Source organism: Orientia chuto str. Dubai (assembly GCF_000964595.1).
Lineage (GTDB): Bacteria > Pseudomonadota > Alphaproteobacteria > Rickettsiales > Rickettsiaceae > Orientia > Orientia mediorientalis.
Genome location: NZ_LANP01000027.1, coordinates 1 through 18,243, shown reverse-complemented (window position 1 = coordinate 18,243; position 18,243 = coordinate 1). Strand labels below are relative to the sequence as shown.

Genomic DNA, 18,243 nt, shown 5'->3' with positions numbered 1-18,243 from the left:
TGCCAATTGTTTTTTAGCCTCATCATTCCTATCATTACTTGCTAAGATAAGCTTTTCTCCTGCAAATGGCTTATAGTTTTGAGTATTGCTTGCATCGATACCACATATGATTTTTCCTTCTATTTTAGCTTGTTTTAGACTTAGTGCAGTTTCAATATCTTTTGTTATAATAGTTATAGGGGAATCATCTGAATTTTGAATTGTAGCAAATGAACCGTCAATTTTACCAACTATTTTTTCTTGAATTTTATTACACGTTTTAGAGTCTAAATATAATACTTGTGCACCAGTAATTTCATCTTTTTCATTTCTTACAAAAACAGTTAGCGCAGGAGCACCTTCATTCCAAATCGCTCTTAGATTAGGATTATCAAAGATTTTTGTATTATAAATTCCTGTATGATTTTCCAGATATTTATTGGCTACTATGACCTCTACATTGGCTTCATCTTTTTGATTATAATAGTATAGAGGAGATGATTTTTCATATAAATCTTTAACATCATTTTGATTCACTGTTCTAGCTGATTGAACAGTAAGTTTAGCTATTTCAGGCATTACAATATTCCTGATTGATTCTGCTCCTTGACTTCGTAATAGATCATTGAAATCACCTTCTTGTAGTGGCATTAATTTTATCACATTCGCTCCTTTGTTTTTCAGGCTTTTTACAGCCTTATTAACAGTATTAAGGGTTATTGAATTTTGTCCATCATTATCTGCAGCTATGATGATTTTTTCTCCTGCAACAGGATCATAATTTTTAAAATTATGTACACCAACACCAGCTATAATTTTTCCATCAATTGGTTTAAGGCTTAGAGCGGTTTCAACTCCTTCTGTTATAATTGTTATAGGTGGATTACTTGGATTCCATTGACTAATTCTAACAAACGAACCACTAATTTTACCAAAAGCTCTTCTAGGCACTGAAATATCTGCTTTATCGCCTGTTTTAGAATTCAAATATACAACTTGTGCACCTGTAACTTCACCTTTAGCATTTCTTAAAAAAGCTGTAAATGCTGGATAATTTTCTTGAGTATCTGTATTCAAGATTATGCTTGCTCTTAAGTCAGAATTCATTGCAAAACAATTGATCCCTCTATGTGTTTCAAGGTATTTTTTTACGATTTGAACTTCAGTACTCTTGCCAAAATATAATGGGGTAGACTGATTATAAAAGTATTGAACTTTTCGAATTTTGGATAGCTCATCTTTTGGAGCAACTTCTTGAATGGTTTGTTTATAATCCCGCTTAACATGAGTTGACATTCATACCATGCTCTGTAGATAAGCTTTAACAAAATCACTTCTCTTCTTCACTACTGCTGAAAATTTCTAATAAGTTTTATATATGGAGTATTACGCCATTTAAGGTTATTTCTAATTGTTGTCCTATTTTCAACTTCAATAAAACCTGCATCTCTTAATCTACTAGGCATTGCCTAACCCTTCTGTGCCGAAGTCCTAATAACTCTTCAATAAGAGTAATAACTCTCCTGTAATTCCTCTATATCTTTATTGTAATAGATCTGTAGCCTATACACTATCAATGATAAGAGTTGTTTAGATGTTTTACTTAAGGTTTTTCCATTATCTCCTGTTAACTTTCTCCATTCTGAGGAAATAAAATTTCTAATAAAACGATAAAAAATTATACCAATATTGCTACTGTTATTCTTAGCAATATTACAACCATTAGTTATAATATCGTATACTGTTGTTGCATTTTGTGCCTCCAAAAATACAGCTATAGCAGTGATTCTAGAAAATAATATTTTTATAAATTATTCTAAAATTTTTATTCAAAAGGTAGAATATAGGGTGCATAATCAGTTTTATACAAGACCTATTTTTCATCTTCGTACTGATTCTATCTGCCTTACAAGAGCAATTTTACCTATAGATAATGATATATGTAAAAGCATTCCATACTGAGCTGTGCTTTGTATGTTTAAGATCAAAGAACTTTTAATACACTAAATACAGTTTCAATAATTGAATGTTTACATAGATTAAATATGAGTCCATTGATTACTACTTTTTTAACAAAATCATTTATCAAACAATGCCGTTATATCTTTATTTTATGGAGTTAATTTTTTGAGAATTTTTTTTTATCTCTATAATGGAGAATTTGTATCCTTTGTAAACCATTTTTATTAAGCTATTTTTATTCACAAATTACCCGTATCTAATCTTTCCTAATCAAAAACTGAGGTTATAAAGTTTTTCACTTAGTTTTTTTATATCTAACTTGATTATAACAATTTTATGATAAAAGTATGATAAGTGCTTCAGTTTTTCATTTGATTTTTGTTTTAACTATTCTTGCTTAGAAATAACTTTATGTACTAGTTTAAAGAAAAATAAAAAGCTGCTACTTATAGCAGCAGCAGATATTGCTACATTTAAAAATCCATTCTTATATATTGTTAAAGATTCAAAAACATTAACTTCGCCATTTATAGAAGGTACTGACATATATTTTGATACCTCTGTGCCAATTAAGTTAGAAAAAGCTAATGATAACATCATTATACCCATTAATACTCCTTTTGCATTTTTAGGAGATAATAAAACTGCTTGTTCTTGAACTAGAGGTGCAACGCAAAGCTCTCCTAGTCCCATAACGGAAATAGCAACTATTAGATATAAGTAGTTTACCTTTCCACAGTTAGCATTTAAACATCCAGTATATAAAATAAAAAAGCATATGCTAATTGTAAAAAGACCAAAAGTAAACATAGCAGTCGCATTTTTTTTTCTAAATTTAAAAAACTTTCCAAAAATAAAACCAAGTACTATAATTGATAAAGGATTAATTGCTTGAGATACGGAGGATGGAATGACTATGCCTAAGATGTTGTTTTGAATATTTCTTTCAGTGAATAGTGTCATTAAAGAACCAAGCTGCATTTCTAACGCAAAAAACAACATCAAGAATATTATAAGAATTGATAAAACTATTAATTTTGGTTTTTGTTCAGCAGATGCTTTAATAACTATATTGGCAAATACTCCTAAAACTATAATTCCACTCAATATTAATATGGAAGTAAAAGATTCACTAAATATAAGCATTGCAGATGCAATTAATGCTAACAGAAAACAACTAGCAAGTACTATTCCAAAAACTTTTATTCCAAGTATTCTTTTATTTATAAGTATAGGATTTGAAGATAGGCCTTTATTACCTAAAGTATCTTGAAATTTTATAAAAGTAATTAAGCTAATAATCATTCCAAGACCTGCTAAACCAAACCCATAGTTCCAACCATACAAATGAGCTATATAACCACAAGAAATAGATGCTAATGCTCCTCCTAAATTTACACTTACATAAAATAAAGTAAATCCTTTACTACGCTCTTCAGAATCATCTTGGTCATAACAAGCTCCAAGTAAATTTGTAATATTGCCTTTAAACATTCCAGTACCAACAGCTATTAAAGATAGACCAAAATAAATTAGATCTGAGTTGAATTCCACTAGAATCATACTTATATGGCCAGCTGCTATGACAGTTCCTCCTATTAGTACCATGTTGCGGAACCCCATTAATTTATCAGCTAAGAATCCACCTAATACTGGTCCAGCATAACCTATTGCAGCAAACAAAGAATAAACAGTATACGCTTTAATATCTGCAAAACCTAATTTAGAAGTTAAAAAAAGAACTAAAAGTGATCTCATGCCATAATAACTAAAACGTTCCCACATCTCAACGAAAAACAATAATGGCAAAAAAAATTGCGGAGTTTTTTTTACCTGTGTTGGTGTTACTGTATTCGATAAATTGACTGAACTTTTCATAAATCGCCTTATTAGACTAATTATTAATTTTAAATAAATATTAAGAAACGTATAGCTCTCTATGAAATACTACTTAATGTCAAAGAAAAGTTGCTAAGAAATTACTAAAATAAATTTTTTATTAACCATATTTATTACTATTATTTAGAGGTTATAAATCTACCGTAGTTTTTTCAACTATCAGAGTTTATAGATTAATTTTTCTGCCATAAATTTCTTACTATAAAATGGAAATAAAAATATCTAAAAACTTTAGTATAATCAAGTAAAAAATGTCGTTACTCTATTATTATAACGTATAGATAATTTCAAAAAAGGTGATAGCATTTCTTATAGCCTAGTGGTTATAATATGATTATTGTAATTTTTATATATACAAATTATGTTTAAAAATGCCTACAGCAATTTTAAGATAGATATTATTAAGTAATTTACTTAACATTTGACAAATAATAAGATGATAGTAACCTAACAAGCTATACTGATTTTTATTTTTTTAACTGAACTACTGCATCAAATAACTAAATTCTGTATCAACATGAAAAAAAGTAAAAATTTTTACTTTTTCTATAGAATAAGTGTGTTTTAAATAAAAATCTTTAGGATTAATTAATAGTAATTAGCTATGTAGCAACTTTATGCATTCCTTCAAAAATAAAAAAATATTCCTACTTGATGGTTATCACTTTATTTTTAGAGCATATTTTGTTAACCAAGATCTTACAGCTCCTGATGGGACTCCAATTGGTGGAGTATATGGATTTACTTCAATGATTATGGGTATTATTAGTGATTGTAATCCTGAATATATGGTTGTAGTTTTTGATACTGGATCAGATAATTTTCGGCATAAGATCTACCCTAAATATAAAAGCCACAGACCAGAGTTACCGTCTAATTTAAAAGTGCAATTTCCATTAGTTAGAGAAGTTACAAAATTCCTCAATATCAATGCTATTGAGATAGAAGGTGTAGAGGCAGATGATGTTATTGCTTCTTTAGCTCATAAATTTAGCACTGTATCAAATGAAGTTATTATAGTTTCATCTGATAAAGATTTATTGCAGTTAATTAATAATGTAATTTGCATATATGATCCGATCAAGAAAAAGTATATCAGAGAAAAAGAAACTATAGAAAAATTAGGAGTGCCACCTTCTCAAGTAAGAGATTTTTTATCATTAACGGGAGATGCATCTGATAATATTCCTGGCATTCCAGGAATTGGTCCTAAAACAGCTATAAAACTTCTTGAACAGTTTGGTAGTTTGAATCAAATTTTACAAAATTATACAAATATCACTTCTTTAAAATATAGAAAACTTGTGGAAGATCATCGTCAGTTAGCAGAATTATCATGGCAATTAGTAGGACTAAAACTAGAATTAAATCTTGATTTGTCCTTTGAAGATTTACGTTGGTCTCCACCTAGTGTTGAACAGATACAAACATTAATTCAAAAATTTGGATTTACATCACTTATTACTAAGGCTTCTAGGGTCTTTAAACTTGAATTAAATCATTTGATTACAAAACAAGATTCTACTAAAACTAGTAATATTAGTAGAATAGAAATTACTAACTCCGAACTGCTACTACAAGTAAACAAAAATGTTCAGGAAGATGGTTACTTGGCTATTCTTTTAAATAAAGAAAAAGATAATTATTTAAACATAGAAATTTCTGTAGGGCAAGATAAGTTATATTTTATTAACTTAGTAGCAATGCCACTCGAAAATCAAGATTATATAAAAACTGACAGTGCATGGTGGAAGTCATTAATAATTGAACTTTTGCTTGATAACTCTGTTAGAAAAATCACATATAATCTGAAAGAATTACTAAAATTTGCATTAAATTTTTTGCATACTGAAATTACATCAGCTAGTTGTATAGATGATATAATGTTAATGCATTACGTTTTATCAGCTGGTAAAGATGAGATTTCATTAAATGAAATTATAAAAGCATATAATAAATCTTATTCAGAACAGCCAGAAAACAGAGTTTGTTGGCTAAAAAATACATTTGATAATTTAATGTCAGAATTGTTTAAGAATAAGTTATTGCATTGTTATTATGAAATAGATCTACCAATATGTTATATATTATATAATACAGAAAATAATGGAATAAAAATTAACATACCTTTACTACAAGAATTATCAGCTCATTTAAAGCAAGAAATTGAGTTACTTGAGCAGCAAATTTATCAAATTTGTGGCCAGCAATTTAACATTGCTTCACCAAAACAATTGGGTGAAGTATTATTTAATGTTTTAAAGCTACCTCATGCTAGAGTTTCTCAAAAAACTAAAGCTTACTCTACCGATTCAGAAGTGTTAGAAAATTTAAGTCGTGCTGGAATTAAGATAGCTGCTCTACTATTAAGATGGCGTCAATTAACAAAATTATTAACTACCTATATTGATACATTGCCAGCTCAAATTAATAATAATACTGCTAGGGTACATACAACTTTACTGCAAACATCTACTGCTACCAGTAGATTAAGCTCGCAGTCACCTAATTTACAAAATATTCCGATAAGATCAGAATATGGCTTGAAAGTTAGATCAGCATTTTGTGCTCCTCGAGGATTCAAAATTTTATCTGCTGATTATTCTCAAATAGAATTACGCATACTTAGTCATTTTGCTAATATACAATCGCTAAAGAATATTTTTGCTATGGGTGGAGATATTCACAGTAGTACTGCTACTCAAATCTTTAAAATTAATATTGATCAAGTAACAGCAGAACATAGAAGAAAAGCTAAAGCAATAAATTTTGGTATAATTTACGGTATCAGTGCTTTTGGACTAGCAAAGCAGTTAAATATTAGTAATACGGAAGCAGCCCAGTATATTAATCATTACTTTCAAGAATATCCAGCTATAAAACAATACATGGATGAAACAAAAAAATTTGCAGCTAAGCATGGTTATGTTCAGAATATGCTCGATCGAAGATGTTATATACCATTAATTAATGATTCTAATTCGACAAAAAGACATTTTGCTCAACGAGCTGCTATTAATGCACCAATTCAAAGTACAGCTGCTGATATAGCTAAAATTGCTATGATTCAATATGAAAAACTAATATATTCTCAATACCCAATGATAAAATTATTATTACAAGTTCACGATGAATTAGTTTTTGAATTACCTGAAGAGTTAGTAGGTACTGCCTGTTCTTTAATTAAAAGAGTAATGGAAAACATACCATATTTTACCTTTCCATTAAAGGTTGATATTAAAGTTGGAGATAACTGGGGAGAGATGGAAAAATTAAGTTTTAACAATTAGTATAATTGCATATGCTATGTTAATTAATATGCAAAAATATTAGAAAAACTATTATGCGCCAAGTTATTATAGCATTAGTAGGAAAGCCAAATGTTGGCAAGTCTACCTTATTTAATCGACTTAGTTTAAAGGAAAAATCTATAGTACATGATTTACCTGGTATAACTAGAGATCGTAAATATGCTAATGCTAATTTATTCTCGGATTTTGTTGTTGTAGATACACCTGGTTTAGATTTTGCAGCTGCTGGTTCTATAGAATTTAATATGATGCAGCAAAGTTTAGTTGCAATTAATGAGGCTAATATTATTTGTTTTGTAGTTGATGCAATAACTGGTATTTTACCAATTGATGAAGAATGTGCAAGCTTAATACGTAAACATCACAAGCAATCAAAAACTATATTAGTCATTAATAAAACTGAGAAACCAATCATATTGGATCGAAGTTACTATAAACTTGGATTTAGTGAATTAGTATGCATTTCAGCCAAACATGGCCAAGGTATATATGAGCTTGGAGATATAATTCAAAAAATCTTATCAAAAGATAATTTAGCTATATCTGATAACGATTTTAATAGTAACCGTCAACAACCAGAATTACAATTAGCAATAGTAGGTCGACCTAATTGTGGTAAATCAACTTTTATTAATGCTGTTTTAAACGAAGAAAGAGTACTAACAGGCCCAGAAAGCGGGCTTACTCGTAATTCGATTGAAATAGATTGGGAATATTCAGGACAACTTATTAGATTGATTGATACTGCTGGAGTGAGAAAAAAAAATGTTGTTACTCAATCATATGAATTGCTATCAGTTAATGACACTTTGAAAAATATTAGATTTGCCAATGTTGTTACAGTAATGATTGATGCTACACGTGGCTTAGAGCAACAAGATCTTAGTATCATTAATTATGCAGCTAATGAAGGTCGGGGAATAGTATTAGTAGTTAATAAGTGGGATTTAGTAAAAAAGAAAGAGGATTTTCAAAAAGAATTTAAAAGGTTGGTTGCATATTCTGTATTTCAAATTAAAGGAATAAATCCAATTTATATATCAGCTAAAGAAAAATTTAATCTTGACTCTGTATTAGAGCATTGTTTATTAACCTATGCTAGCTGGCAGAAAAGAATTACCACTGGTACATTAAATCAGTGGCTAGCTAAATCTGTGAGTAATCGTCCTTTACCATTTCAAAGTCATGGCAAAAGAGTTAAAATTAAATATTGCACTCAAACTAAAACTAGACCACCAACTATTAAATTATTTTGTAACAATGTTGAAGCTATAGATGAATCATATAGAAGATATCTAATTAATAATTTTAAGCTTAATTTTGATATTGCTGCAGGAGTGCCAGTAAGGTTAAGTTTTACTAAGGGAAAAAATCCTTATTATAGATAAGTTTATGCTATTAAATAAGCTGTTGCTAATTAGAACTGCAGAAGAAAATAATCTGCTGCAATCTAAACTATCAAAAAAATGTGCTGTGTGTAGTTGCCCATTAATAAACTATGAAGTTATTAAGTCAGATTTTAGTGGAATAAGTAAAGAACAAAAAATTGTGATTACCAGCAAGTTTGCAGCTAAGATTATTGCTGCAAATATAAATTTGCACATAAATTGCTTTGTTGTTGGAAAAATATCATCACAAATTTTACAACAGAATAAATTTATAAAGGTTATAGGTGTATATAATACAGTAGAAAAATTGTTACTTAATATATCTGAAATGAAAAATATAATATATTTCTGTGGTAACTATATAACTCACAATCCTCCTAGTCATTGGGAGAAAAAAATAATTTACTCAGTAAAATATGAACAAGATCTTACTGATGATGCAAAAATTAACTTATCTTTACAGCAAATTAGTCATAGTTTAATTTATTCATATAATTCTGGACTTAATTTAATTAAACTTCTAAAAAAAAACAAATTGCTTTGGACATTGCAGAGTATTAGAATAATATGCATAAGCCCAAAAGTTGGATCTTTGTTTACAAAGATTGCAAAAGAAGTATATTTTCCTACAACCCCGACAAGCAAGAATATGATAAAAATCCTACTTAATGATATTAGCTAAGTAGTATGTTATAATTTTAATTAATGTAAACTTCAAATATTAACATAAAAACAATTACAATGGATATTAAATCTTATTTTGCTAGTGAAAAGAAATTAAATCCTAGCCAAGAAGAGCTGGTATCTATTTTACAAGCAATAAGTAATTATTTTCACAGCCGAAAAATTATTAGATATTTTTGCAGATTGCCATATCATGGAACATATATTTATGGTAAAGTTGGAAGTGGAAAAACCATGCTTATGCAAGCTCTAAATCAATCTTTGGAGAAGATAGGAAAGTCTGGATATTTTCACTATCAGTTTTTAATGCATAGCTTACATAAAGTTATAAGGCAAAAGAGCTATACTGATAGTAATTTAGTGAAAAAACTAGCATACGAATATTCTAGCAAATATCCAATTATGCTGATCGATGAATTTGAAATAACAGATATTGCTGAAGCTTTATTGATTGGTAGTTTTTTCAAATGGCTATTTATTCAAAAAGTATATATAGTACTAACTAGTAATATTGCTCCAGAAAACTTATATAATAATGGATTAAAGCGGGAATTATTTTTGCCTTATATAGATATAATTAAGCAAAATATGCAAATTTTTCATCTGCAATCAAACCATGATTATAGAAAAGTAAAAATACAGTCACAAGAGCAAAGAATACTTGTTGGCCAAATGCAAGCAATCGCCTGCAATTAATGATTGATACATTAATTAGTAACAAGAAACTATTGAATAATAATGTGAAAGTTTTAGGGCGTGATCTTAATGTAACAAATAATTATGGTAATATATTAATTATAACTTTTGATGAGCTATGCTATCAAGAAAGATCATATAATGATTATATTGCTATGTGTCAGCAGTTTGATATTATTATTGTTAAAGATGTAAATACTATTGAAAGCACTAATAATGATGTAATAATAAGATTTATTAATTTTATAGATAATGCTTATAGCATGAAAGTGCTACTTTATATGAGTGTTAATGTATCGCTTGATCAGCTATATGTAGGGCATAATTATCAACAGCCTTTTCAAAGAACATTATCTAGGCTATATGAAATAAATAGCAGCGAATACTTGCTGCATTCAAAATATCACGAGTAATATGAGTAATACTCTAATAGGGAAGTTTATTACTTTTGAAGGAGCAGAAGGAAGCGGAAAGACTACTCAAAGTAAAATACTTTATGAAAAATTATTGAATAATGGTATAAAAGCAGTATGGACTAGAGAAATTGGTGGCACCGATGCTTCAGAAGCAATTCGGGATATAGTTTTATTTAGAGATATGTCTATTATCACAGAACTTTTGTTGGTAATGGCAGCTCGGTATGAGCATATTGAAAAATTTATTAAGCCACACTTAAGTGCAGGAAAATGGGTAATATGCGATCGATTTATAGATTCAACATTATGTTATCAAGCAAAAAACAACGATGAACGGCAACTAATACTTGAGTTACATCGTAAGCTATTAAATGATTTTTTTCCGGATCTTACATTCATAATTAATGTTGCTCCAAGTATTACAATACAGAGGATAAAGATGAGAGAAATGCAAAAAAGAACTGAAAAAATCAACAAATTTGATAGCAAAGATCAGCTATTTCATCAAAAAATTGCTAATGCATTTATTCAAATTAGTAAATTATTTCCAGAACGTATAGTGCAAATTAATGGCGAATCAACAATAGAAGAGATTAGTTCTGAAATTATACATATAATAAATAATAGAATGAAAGTTAGTTTACTTAGGTAAAAGATATACTAACTAAAAATAGTTGCGATGTAATTTAAGATTAATTTTATACTTACTTAGGTTTCTAAGAAAAACTAAGGAAAGATAATATATGAAAAGCATTTCATACTAAGCTTGTATTCTCTTTTTCTTATAAACTCCTATTTTTTCTACACTGTAAATACATAAGCTAATTTTATATTGACTCGTTTTATAACTCTTTGAGAACCACATCTCATAATCCATAGTTAGGTCTTTAAGTAGGAATGGTTTGTAATTCAAAAAAGTTAATATTTTTTATGTTGAATTCAGACTTCAATACTTTAATAAATTAAGCGTGTTACAAAACTATAATTAAAAGTGTATAAAAATTAAAAAACTATATAAAAATTTAGATATATTCCCCAGTTGTGTTAATTATAACATAATATTGTTGAATTTATTTATCTTTAATAATATCTTAAATATGTATCTTTGAATACTTACATTAAATATTCAGTGGAGTAATTATTATAAATTTTTAATAATCATTTAGTATTTAATTGCTTAAGTATTACAAATATGCTATAATGTACAATTCTATATTACAATTTATTTTAAAATAATTAATAATTAAACAAAAATATGAATCAGTTTGTTTTGGGCGCAATGAAGCAAAGTATTCCACCAATTTTTCAGGCAAGTGAAAGAAGCATAGAAAATTTATTAAAGAATCCTTTACTTGATGATAGCAAAGCTCTGATGCAAAACCTATACAAGTCAATTAAAGATGGATATAGTGAATTGAATGGCCTTTGGAATCAAGGCAATACTTCAACAGGGCACTTTGTAAATACTGCTATTGCTCTTGCTGGTATAGCTGCAGGATGTATAGGACAATGTAAAGAGTTTTGTGCACAACACCCAGAAGTGCTAGCTGCTCCAGCAGGAACTGCTAAAGTTTTACTGATTTCTACCATAGTTTCAGCTGTAGTTTCAGCTTGCTTGAAATGCCTAAAATATCTATATGATCTAGTTTGTAATAAATCAGAGCAACATTTTAACACTAAAGAAACTGATGCAGCAGTAGCAGCAAATGATTTTGAGAAGCAGTTAAATCCAACTAAAATAGCTGATTGTATATCTAAAGACTCTGGAAAAGAAGGTAAATTATTGTCTGATTTCACAACAAAATTGACTGATAAGGTTAAAGAGCACTTTGCAGAAAGTGGTGCAAAAGTATTAAATAATTTAGGGGAAAAAGCAAAGCAAGAAATTATAAAGCAAGTTGAAAAACACAGTAAAGAGGCTGTTTTAAAGTTGCAGAAAGTGATAGAGCAAGCTGTTAATCAGTGCTTTTCCCAAACAGCTACTACACCGTCGTTGGCTGCAAGATTTCCTTCTTCTCCACAGCCAAATGAAGCTCATAAAAACAGAGTTGATAACCGGTCTTTTTGTCGTTAAATAAAGTTTTCTTAAAAATAAGCAGACAATTACTAATTTTGAGATGAAAATCATATTGCTATGAAAGTATAGCAATATGATTTTTTTTATCTATAATTACCTGTAGTATATCGAACTTTTAAAATAATTAAGGTAATAATGTCCTATCAGTATATTTACGTTATGAAGGGATTAAGTAAGATAATCAATGGCAAACAAATCTTAAAAGAAACATGGCTGTCTTTCATTCCTGGGGCTAAGATTGGTGTAATAGGCCCAAATGGAGCAGGAAAATCTACTCTATTAAAAATTATAGCAGGTATTGATAAGGAATTTGATGGTGAGGCTTGGGCAGCTAATGGAGTTAAAATTGGTTATTTAGCTCAAGAGCCACCTTTAGATTTGAATAAAAATGTCGGTGAGAATATTTTGGATGGGTTAAAAGAAAAGGCAGATTTACTAAATCAATTTCATACTATTAGCTCCAAATTTGCTGAAGAAATGACAGATAATGAAATGTCAGATTTACTAACAAAGCAAGCTGAATTACAAGAAAAAATCGATGCTATAGATGCCTGGAATTTAGATCGTGAAATTGACATTGCTATGGAAGCATTGAGATGCCCTAGTAAAGATGCAAAAATTAATCAAATCTCTGGTGGTGAAAAGCGTAGGGTAGCATTATGTAAGTTGTTGTTGGAAAAACCAGATATATTATTACTCGATGAGCCAACTAATCATCTTGATGCTGAATCAGTTTCATGGCTAGAAAACTACTTAAAAACTTATAAAGGTACAGTTATATCTATTACTCATGATAGATATTTTCTTGATAATGTAGCTCAGTGGATATTAGAAATCGATCGGGGGGTTTGTGTGCCATGGCAATCTAATTACTCTAAGTGGCTTGAACTGAAGGAAAAAAAACTTGCTATAGAAGAAAAAGAAGAGAGTAATATAAGAAAACATCTTAAGCAAGAATTAGAGTGGATAAACCAATCACCTAAAGCTAGACAATCGAAAAGCAAGGCGCGAATTACAGCATATAACGATCTAGTTAATCAACAAAGTGAAAAAAGGGTTGGACCTGCTCAAATTATTATTCCAAATGGTCCAAGACTTGGAGATTTAGTTGTTGAAGGAAACAATGTCTATAAAAGTTTTAATTCTAAAATATTATTACAAGATTTTAGCTTTAAAATCCCTCCTGGAGCTATTGTTGGTATAATAGGACCAAATGGAGCTGGTAAGTCAACATTATTAAATATGATTATTGGTAAGGATACAACTGATAGTGGCGCTATTAAGATAGGGCAAACAGTTAAGTTAGGTTATGTTGACCAATCTAGAGATCATCTGAATGATAATAAAACAGTATGGGAAGAAATTTCAGGTGGTTTAGATGAGATGCAGCTTGGTAATATAATAGTTAAAAGTAGAGCGTATTGTGCCGCGTTTAACTTTCGAGGTGGAGACCAGCAAAAAAAAGTTGGTCAATTATCTGGTGGAGAGCGTAATAGAGTACATTTAGCAAAATTACTACGATGGGGGGCTAATGTTATTCTTCTTGATGAACCATCTAATGATTTAGATGTTGAAACTTTAAGAGCACTGGAAGAAGCTATCTTAGATTTTGCTGGTTGTATTATAGTAGTAACACATGATAGGTGGTTTTTAGATAGAATTGCAACTCATATTATTGCATTTGATCAGCCAGGTAATGCTACTTGGTTTGAAGGAAACTACCAAGACTATCATAATTACATGACTAAAATTTATGGTCATGATACTCAGAACCTTAAATATAAGCATAAAAAATTTGTATAAGTTAGGTTTTTATAAATGAGCTTATCTTTTGGAGAAATAATTGTTATTATTATAATTGCAATACTAGTTGCAAAGCCACATGATATAAAATATATACTGAAACAAATTTACTCGTTGAAAATACTGTTACAAAATCGATACCATGATATATTGTCTAGCTTTAACTTAGATAATAGAGAAGATGATGATTACAGTGATAATTCTTCAATTTATAATAGCGATATTAATAAATCTGAGGTTAATCAAATGAATCTGTATTTGCAAAAAATTGCCGAATTAGGGGAATCATATCATGGTAATTATAACTTAAGTTCTATAAAGAAATATTTTCTAACGATAAAAAACAAAAGTTCGAATAAGAAAAAGCATAATAAGAAATGTTAACTTTTCATTAGTGCATAGTAGCAACAAGATACATATTGATTATAAAAAAAATTGCAATGGTTAATATTCTAAAATGATATTTGATAGTAGTAAATTTAAATCTATACTATGCTTTGTTGCTTCATTTTTACTGTTTTTGCTATTGTTGTCGTATGATAGTAATGATCCAGGGTTTAATATTGCAACTGATGTAACACCAAATAACTTATTAGGAAATACTGGAGCTAATTTTACCAGGATTTTGCTAACTATTTTAGGTTCAACTGTAATTTGTTTTCCGATACTTTTATTTGCACTAGGACGAAAATATTATTTTCAACAAGAGATAAGATATTTCAAACTTAAAATTTTATCTGCTCTAATAATAATATTAGAATGTTCTTATTTTATTAGCAATATTGAAAGCTTAGATTTTCAGTATAAAGGGATTATTGGAAGCAGTATCTATAATTTAGTTAAAGTACATAACGTTACTATTGGAGTTAATATTATCCTAATAACAGTTTTGATAATAAACTTATGTTTTTTATTAAATTATCGATTATCAGATATCATAATATTGATACGTTTATCGGTTACCAAAGCTTTGCTTTATATAAAAAATATTATTGTTAAGATAATAGGTTTAAAATATTCTATTTATAATAGTAATTCAGATATACAGGCTCAACAACATCAATTGGTGGTACATAGCAATGATTTGCTAATAGAAGAAGATAATGATAAAGCTACAGTACCAAGCATTTCTCCATTTAATGAGAATAATTTAAAACTTAATGTTAAAAATAGTATTTCTGCAAATAATAATACAGAACAAACGATCATTCTTCCTGGAGTCGACTTATTGGGGCAGTATGATAACAGTAATGTAGCACCAGAAAGCGAAGAAAAATTGATTTATAACTCTAAACAGTTGTTAAAAATATTAAATGATTTTGGAATTAAAGGACATGTTTTTAATATCAATCAGGGGCCAGTTGTCACATTATACGAGTTTGAACCAGCAGCTGGAACTAAATCTTCACGTGTTATTGGTTTATCTGATGATATAGCTAGGTCTTTAAGTGCTTTATCTACTAGAATATCAGTAATTCCAGGCAAAAATGTTTTAGGAATTGAATTACCTAATCTGCATAGAATGTTTTTTAGTATTAGAGAATTAATAGAGACTCCTGAATACCAGAGATCTGATAAATCCTTACCAGTTATACTCGGTAAAGATCTAAGTGGAGAGCCAGAAATAATCGATTTAGCTAAAATGCCACATTTATTAGTAGCTGGAACAACTGGTTCTGGAAAATCAGTAGCAATTAATGCTATGATTATTTCATTACTTTATAGGCTTACTCCAAATGAATGTAAATTTATTATGATTGATCCTAAAATGCTTGAACTATCAGTATATGAAGGTATTCCTCATTTGCTTACTCCAGTAGTGACTGATCCTAGCAAAGCAGTAGTTGCATTAAAATGGGGAGTTAAAGAAATGGAAAGTAGATATAGATTGATGTCTACTTTAGGAGTTAGAAATATTGCTGGATATAACAGTAGGATTGAGGAAGCAATTGCAAAAAAGCAAGTATTAGCTAAAACTTTACATACTGGGTTTGATCCTGAAACAGGGCAACCTATATATGAGTCAATACCAATTCCATTAGAAAAATTGCCATTTATAGTTATTATAGTCGATGAAATGGCTGACCTAATGATAGTAGCTGGAAAAGATATTGAATCATCAATACAAAGATTGGCTCAAATGGCAAGAGCTGCTGGTATTCATATTATTATGGCAACTCAACGTCCTTCAGTAGATGTTATTACAGGAGTGATAAAGGCAAATTTCCCAAGTCGAATTAGTTTTAAGGTAACATCAAGAATTGACAGCAGAACTATTCTGGGAGAAATGGGAGCTGAGCAGTTACTCGGTATGGGAGATATGCTATATATGGGAAATGGGACTACTATAAAGAGAGTGCATGCTCCTTTTGTAGATGATAGCGAGGTAGAGCAAGTTGCTAAGTTTTTAAGAGCTCAAGCTACTCCACAATATATCGATAATATCACAGAGATATCAGATGATAATGTAAATGTTACTTCTTTTTCAAATCATGGTGAGTCGGCAGATGATGAAAGTTTATATAAGCAAGCTGTACAAATTGTTAAAATAGATAAGAGAGCTTCTACTAGCTATATTCAAAGATCCTTACGAATAGGATATAATAGGGCTGCATTAATTGTCGAAAGGATGGAACGGGAAGGAATTATTAGCCCCCCAAATCATAGCGGAAAAAGAGAGATTTTAATAAAAGAATAGTATATACTTGCTGGTTTGATCGCATCTGTGTAGCATATTTATTAATTTACACAAAATCTGAGATTTTAGCGTTATGCTACCATTGGTATTTTTTAAAATTCTCAAAGGTTCTGATACTGTCTTAGGATACAATGATAAAATTAGGATTAAAGATAGAATTATTTTTAATTACACCAAAGACAATATGTAATAATTTACGCATAATAGCAACAATAATAACTTTAGTGGGTTTACCCTTACTAGATAGCTTTTGAATAAACTGCTTAAATATAGGGTTATGATTTTTAGCAACAATAGCTGGAAAATATAGAGCCCTTCGTAGGTTAGCAGAACCTATTTTAGATATAGTGCTTTTTCCCTTTACGGAGGTACCGGAAGTTTTATATTTAGGTGTAAGCCCTGCATATGCAGCAAGCTGCCTAGCATTACTGAAGGATTCTATATCAGGGGATTCTGCAAGTATAGCAACAGCAGTAATTCGACCAATTCCTGGGATAGTTTGCATGTTATCTACTTTATGCTTGAATTCAATATTCTTAGCAAGTAATTTATCTATATTAAGTTCAATATTTTTAATTTCTTTTATAATATGGCTAGCAAGTTTATTGTAGCTAGCACATACTGATTTATATAAGTCTTTTTTGTTTCAAGATAATTCTGTACCTTCATATTGTCCTTTGAAATTTTGCAAACAGGATATAGCTCTTTAGTTCTTCAGCACCTTATTCCGAGGAATTATTGATGTAAATCATTCTTACTTGATATTCAGCAATAATCATGCTATCTACCTTATCAGTCTTATGACTGATAATTTGCTTTTTGCAAAGGGTTAATACAAGCAGGGTTTACTATATCACTTATGGTTATTGCTGTACAAAAAATTAGCAAATGACTTACGTACTTACCAGTTGCCTCCATGCATGCAGCTACCTGAGTAATTTTATGTTTTTTTAACCATTTAACTAGCTCTTTAAAACCTTGTTGATTATTATTTACTTTAGTGTGATGATAATTTTTATCAATGAGTAAGGAAATAGTTAAATCTAATTTGGATACATCAATTCCTAAAATTGGTTTAGACATTATATTGCTCCTTGAAGATAAGTTTTAAAAAGGGAACCAAGACTTTAGCTAACCATATTTATACAGAATAAGTCAGACTTCTCTTAAGATACTGTTCAGCTTTAGTCTTGTGAAAGAGGGCTCTTATCAGAACCACAGATTTAATATCTAGTCGCATTTACAGAGTCACCTCTTCTTTCTACCTTCAAAAGTAAGCTAACTCCTTTGAAAGCATCCTTGCAAGTATTTTTCTTGCTCTTTCAAGATA

General features: G+C 29.5%; 15 protein-coding genes. 10 read left to right on the top strand and 5 right to left on the bottom strand.

Annotated features, from left to right (window positions below; translation table 11 throughout):
* The 3 genes from OCHUTO_RS04165 to OCHUTO_RS04150 all read right to left on the bottom strand — a co-directional run.
* On the bottom strand, positions 1 to 1,275 hold a 1,275-nt coding region (locus OCHUTO_RS04165; protein WP_045797547.1), incomplete at its 3' end, for a DUF7146 domain-containing protein.
* A gap of 206 nt (positions 1,276 to 1,481) precedes the next feature.
* On the bottom strand, positions 1,482 to 1,745 hold the full coding sequence (locus OCHUTO_RS06625; RefSeq protein ID WP_045797546.1) for a hypothetical protein: 264 nt from the start codon (positions 1,743 to 1,745) through the stop codon (positions 1,482 to 1,484).
* Positions 1,746 to 2,328: 583 nt separating this feature from the next.
* Positions 2,329 to 3,819 carry a peptide MFS transporter gene (locus tag OCHUTO_RS04150; protein ID WP_045797544.1) on the bottom strand — a complete coding sequence of 497 codons (1,491 nt, stop codon included), beginning with the start codon at positions 3,817 to 3,819 and terminating at the stop codon, positions 2,329 to 2,331.
* 638 nt (positions 3,820 to 4,457) lie between these two features.
* On the opposite strand from OCHUTO_RS04150, the gene polA reads away from it, so the two are divergent.
* The 10 genes from polA (at position 4,458) to OCHUTO_RS04105 (ending at position 16,913) form a co-directional block, all read left to right on the top strand.
* Positions 4,458 to 7,130, top strand: coding sequence for a DNA polymerase I (polA, locus tag OCHUTO_RS04145; protein ID WP_045797543.1), 2,673 nt, complete (start codon positions 4,458 to 4,460; stop codon positions 7,128 to 7,130).
* Between the two features lie 53 nt (positions 7,131 to 7,183).
* Positions 7,184 to 8,539 (top strand): ribosome biogenesis GTPase Der, encoded by a 1,356-nt coding sequence (gene der, locus OCHUTO_RS04140; RefSeq protein ID WP_045797542.1) that lies wholly within the window; start codon positions 7,184 to 7,186, stop codon positions 8,537 to 8,539.
* 4 nt (positions 8,540 to 8,543) lie between these two features.
* Positions 8,544 to 9,221 carry a hypothetical protein gene (locus OCHUTO_RS04135; RefSeq protein WP_045797541.1) on the top strand — a complete coding sequence of 226 codons (678 nt, stop codon included), beginning with the start codon at positions 8,544 to 8,546 and terminating at the stop codon, positions 9,219 to 9,221.
* A gap of 59 nt (positions 9,222 to 9,280) precedes the next feature.
* Positions 9,281 to 9,919 (top strand): cell division protein ZapE, encoded by a 639-nt coding sequence (zapE, locus tag OCHUTO_RS06840; RefSeq protein ID WP_269745490.1) that lies wholly within the window; start codon positions 9,281 to 9,283, stop codon positions 9,917 to 9,919.
* Positions 9,919 to 10,332 carry an AFG1/ZapE family ATPase gene (zapE, locus tag OCHUTO_RS06835; protein WP_269745489.1) on the top strand — a complete coding sequence of 138 codons (414 nt, stop codon included), beginning with the start codon at positions 9,919 to 9,921 and terminating at the stop codon, positions 10,330 to 10,332. Before zapE (OCHUTO_RS06840) ends, zapE (OCHUTO_RS06835) begins: the two co-directional genes overlap by 1 nt.
* A gap of 1 nt (position 10,333) precedes the next feature.
* Positions 10,334 to 10,987 carry a dTMP kinase gene (gene tmk, locus OCHUTO_RS04125; protein ID WP_045797540.1) on the top strand — a complete coding sequence of 218 codons (654 nt, stop codon included), beginning with the start codon at positions 10,334 to 10,336 and terminating at the stop codon, positions 10,985 to 10,987.
* A 603-nt stretch (positions 10,988 to 11,590) separates the two neighbouring features.
* Positions 11,591 to 12,409: a hypothetical protein gene (locus OCHUTO_RS04120; protein WP_052694651.1), complete on the top strand. Its 819-nt coding sequence runs from the start codon at positions 11,591 to 11,593 to the stop codon at positions 12,407 to 12,409.
* 138 nt (positions 12,410 to 12,547) lie between these two features.
* A complete protein-coding gene (gene ettA / locus OCHUTO_RS04115; RefSeq protein WP_045797539.1) occupies positions 12,548 to 14,215 on the top strand; it encodes an energy-dependent translational throttle protein EttA in 1,668 nt (555 codons plus the stop codon).
* A 15-nt stretch (positions 14,216 to 14,230) separates the two neighbouring features.
* Positions 14,231 to 14,599, top strand: coding sequence for a DUF2672 domain-containing protein (locus tag OCHUTO_RS04110; RefSeq protein ID WP_045797538.1), 369 nt, complete (start codon positions 14,231 to 14,233; stop codon positions 14,597 to 14,599).
* A 73-nt stretch (positions 14,600 to 14,672) separates the two neighbouring features.
* Positions 14,673 to 16,913 (top strand): FtsK/SpoIIIE family DNA translocase, encoded by a 2,241-nt coding sequence (locus OCHUTO_RS04105; RefSeq protein ID WP_045797537.1) that lies wholly within the window; start codon positions 14,673 to 14,675, stop codon positions 16,911 to 16,913.
* Between the two features lie 121 nt (positions 16,914 to 17,034).
* On the opposite strand, the gene OCHUTO_RS04100 is transcribed toward OCHUTO_RS04105, so the two are convergent.
* Together OCHUTO_RS04100 and OCHUTO_RS04095 are read right to left on the bottom strand one after the other, a co-directional pair.
* A complete protein-coding gene (locus OCHUTO_RS04100) occupies positions 17,035 to 17,418 on the bottom strand; it encodes an IS110 family transposase (RefSeq protein WP_052694650.1) in 384 nt (127 codons plus the stop codon).
* Between the two features lie 293 nt (positions 17,419 to 17,711).
* Positions 17,712 to 17,996: an IS110 family transposase gene (locus OCHUTO_RS04095; RefSeq protein WP_045797536.1), complete on the bottom strand. Its 285-nt coding sequence runs from the start codon at positions 17,994 to 17,996 to the stop codon at positions 17,712 to 17,714.
* Positions 17,997 to 18,243: the final 247 nt, after the last annotated feature.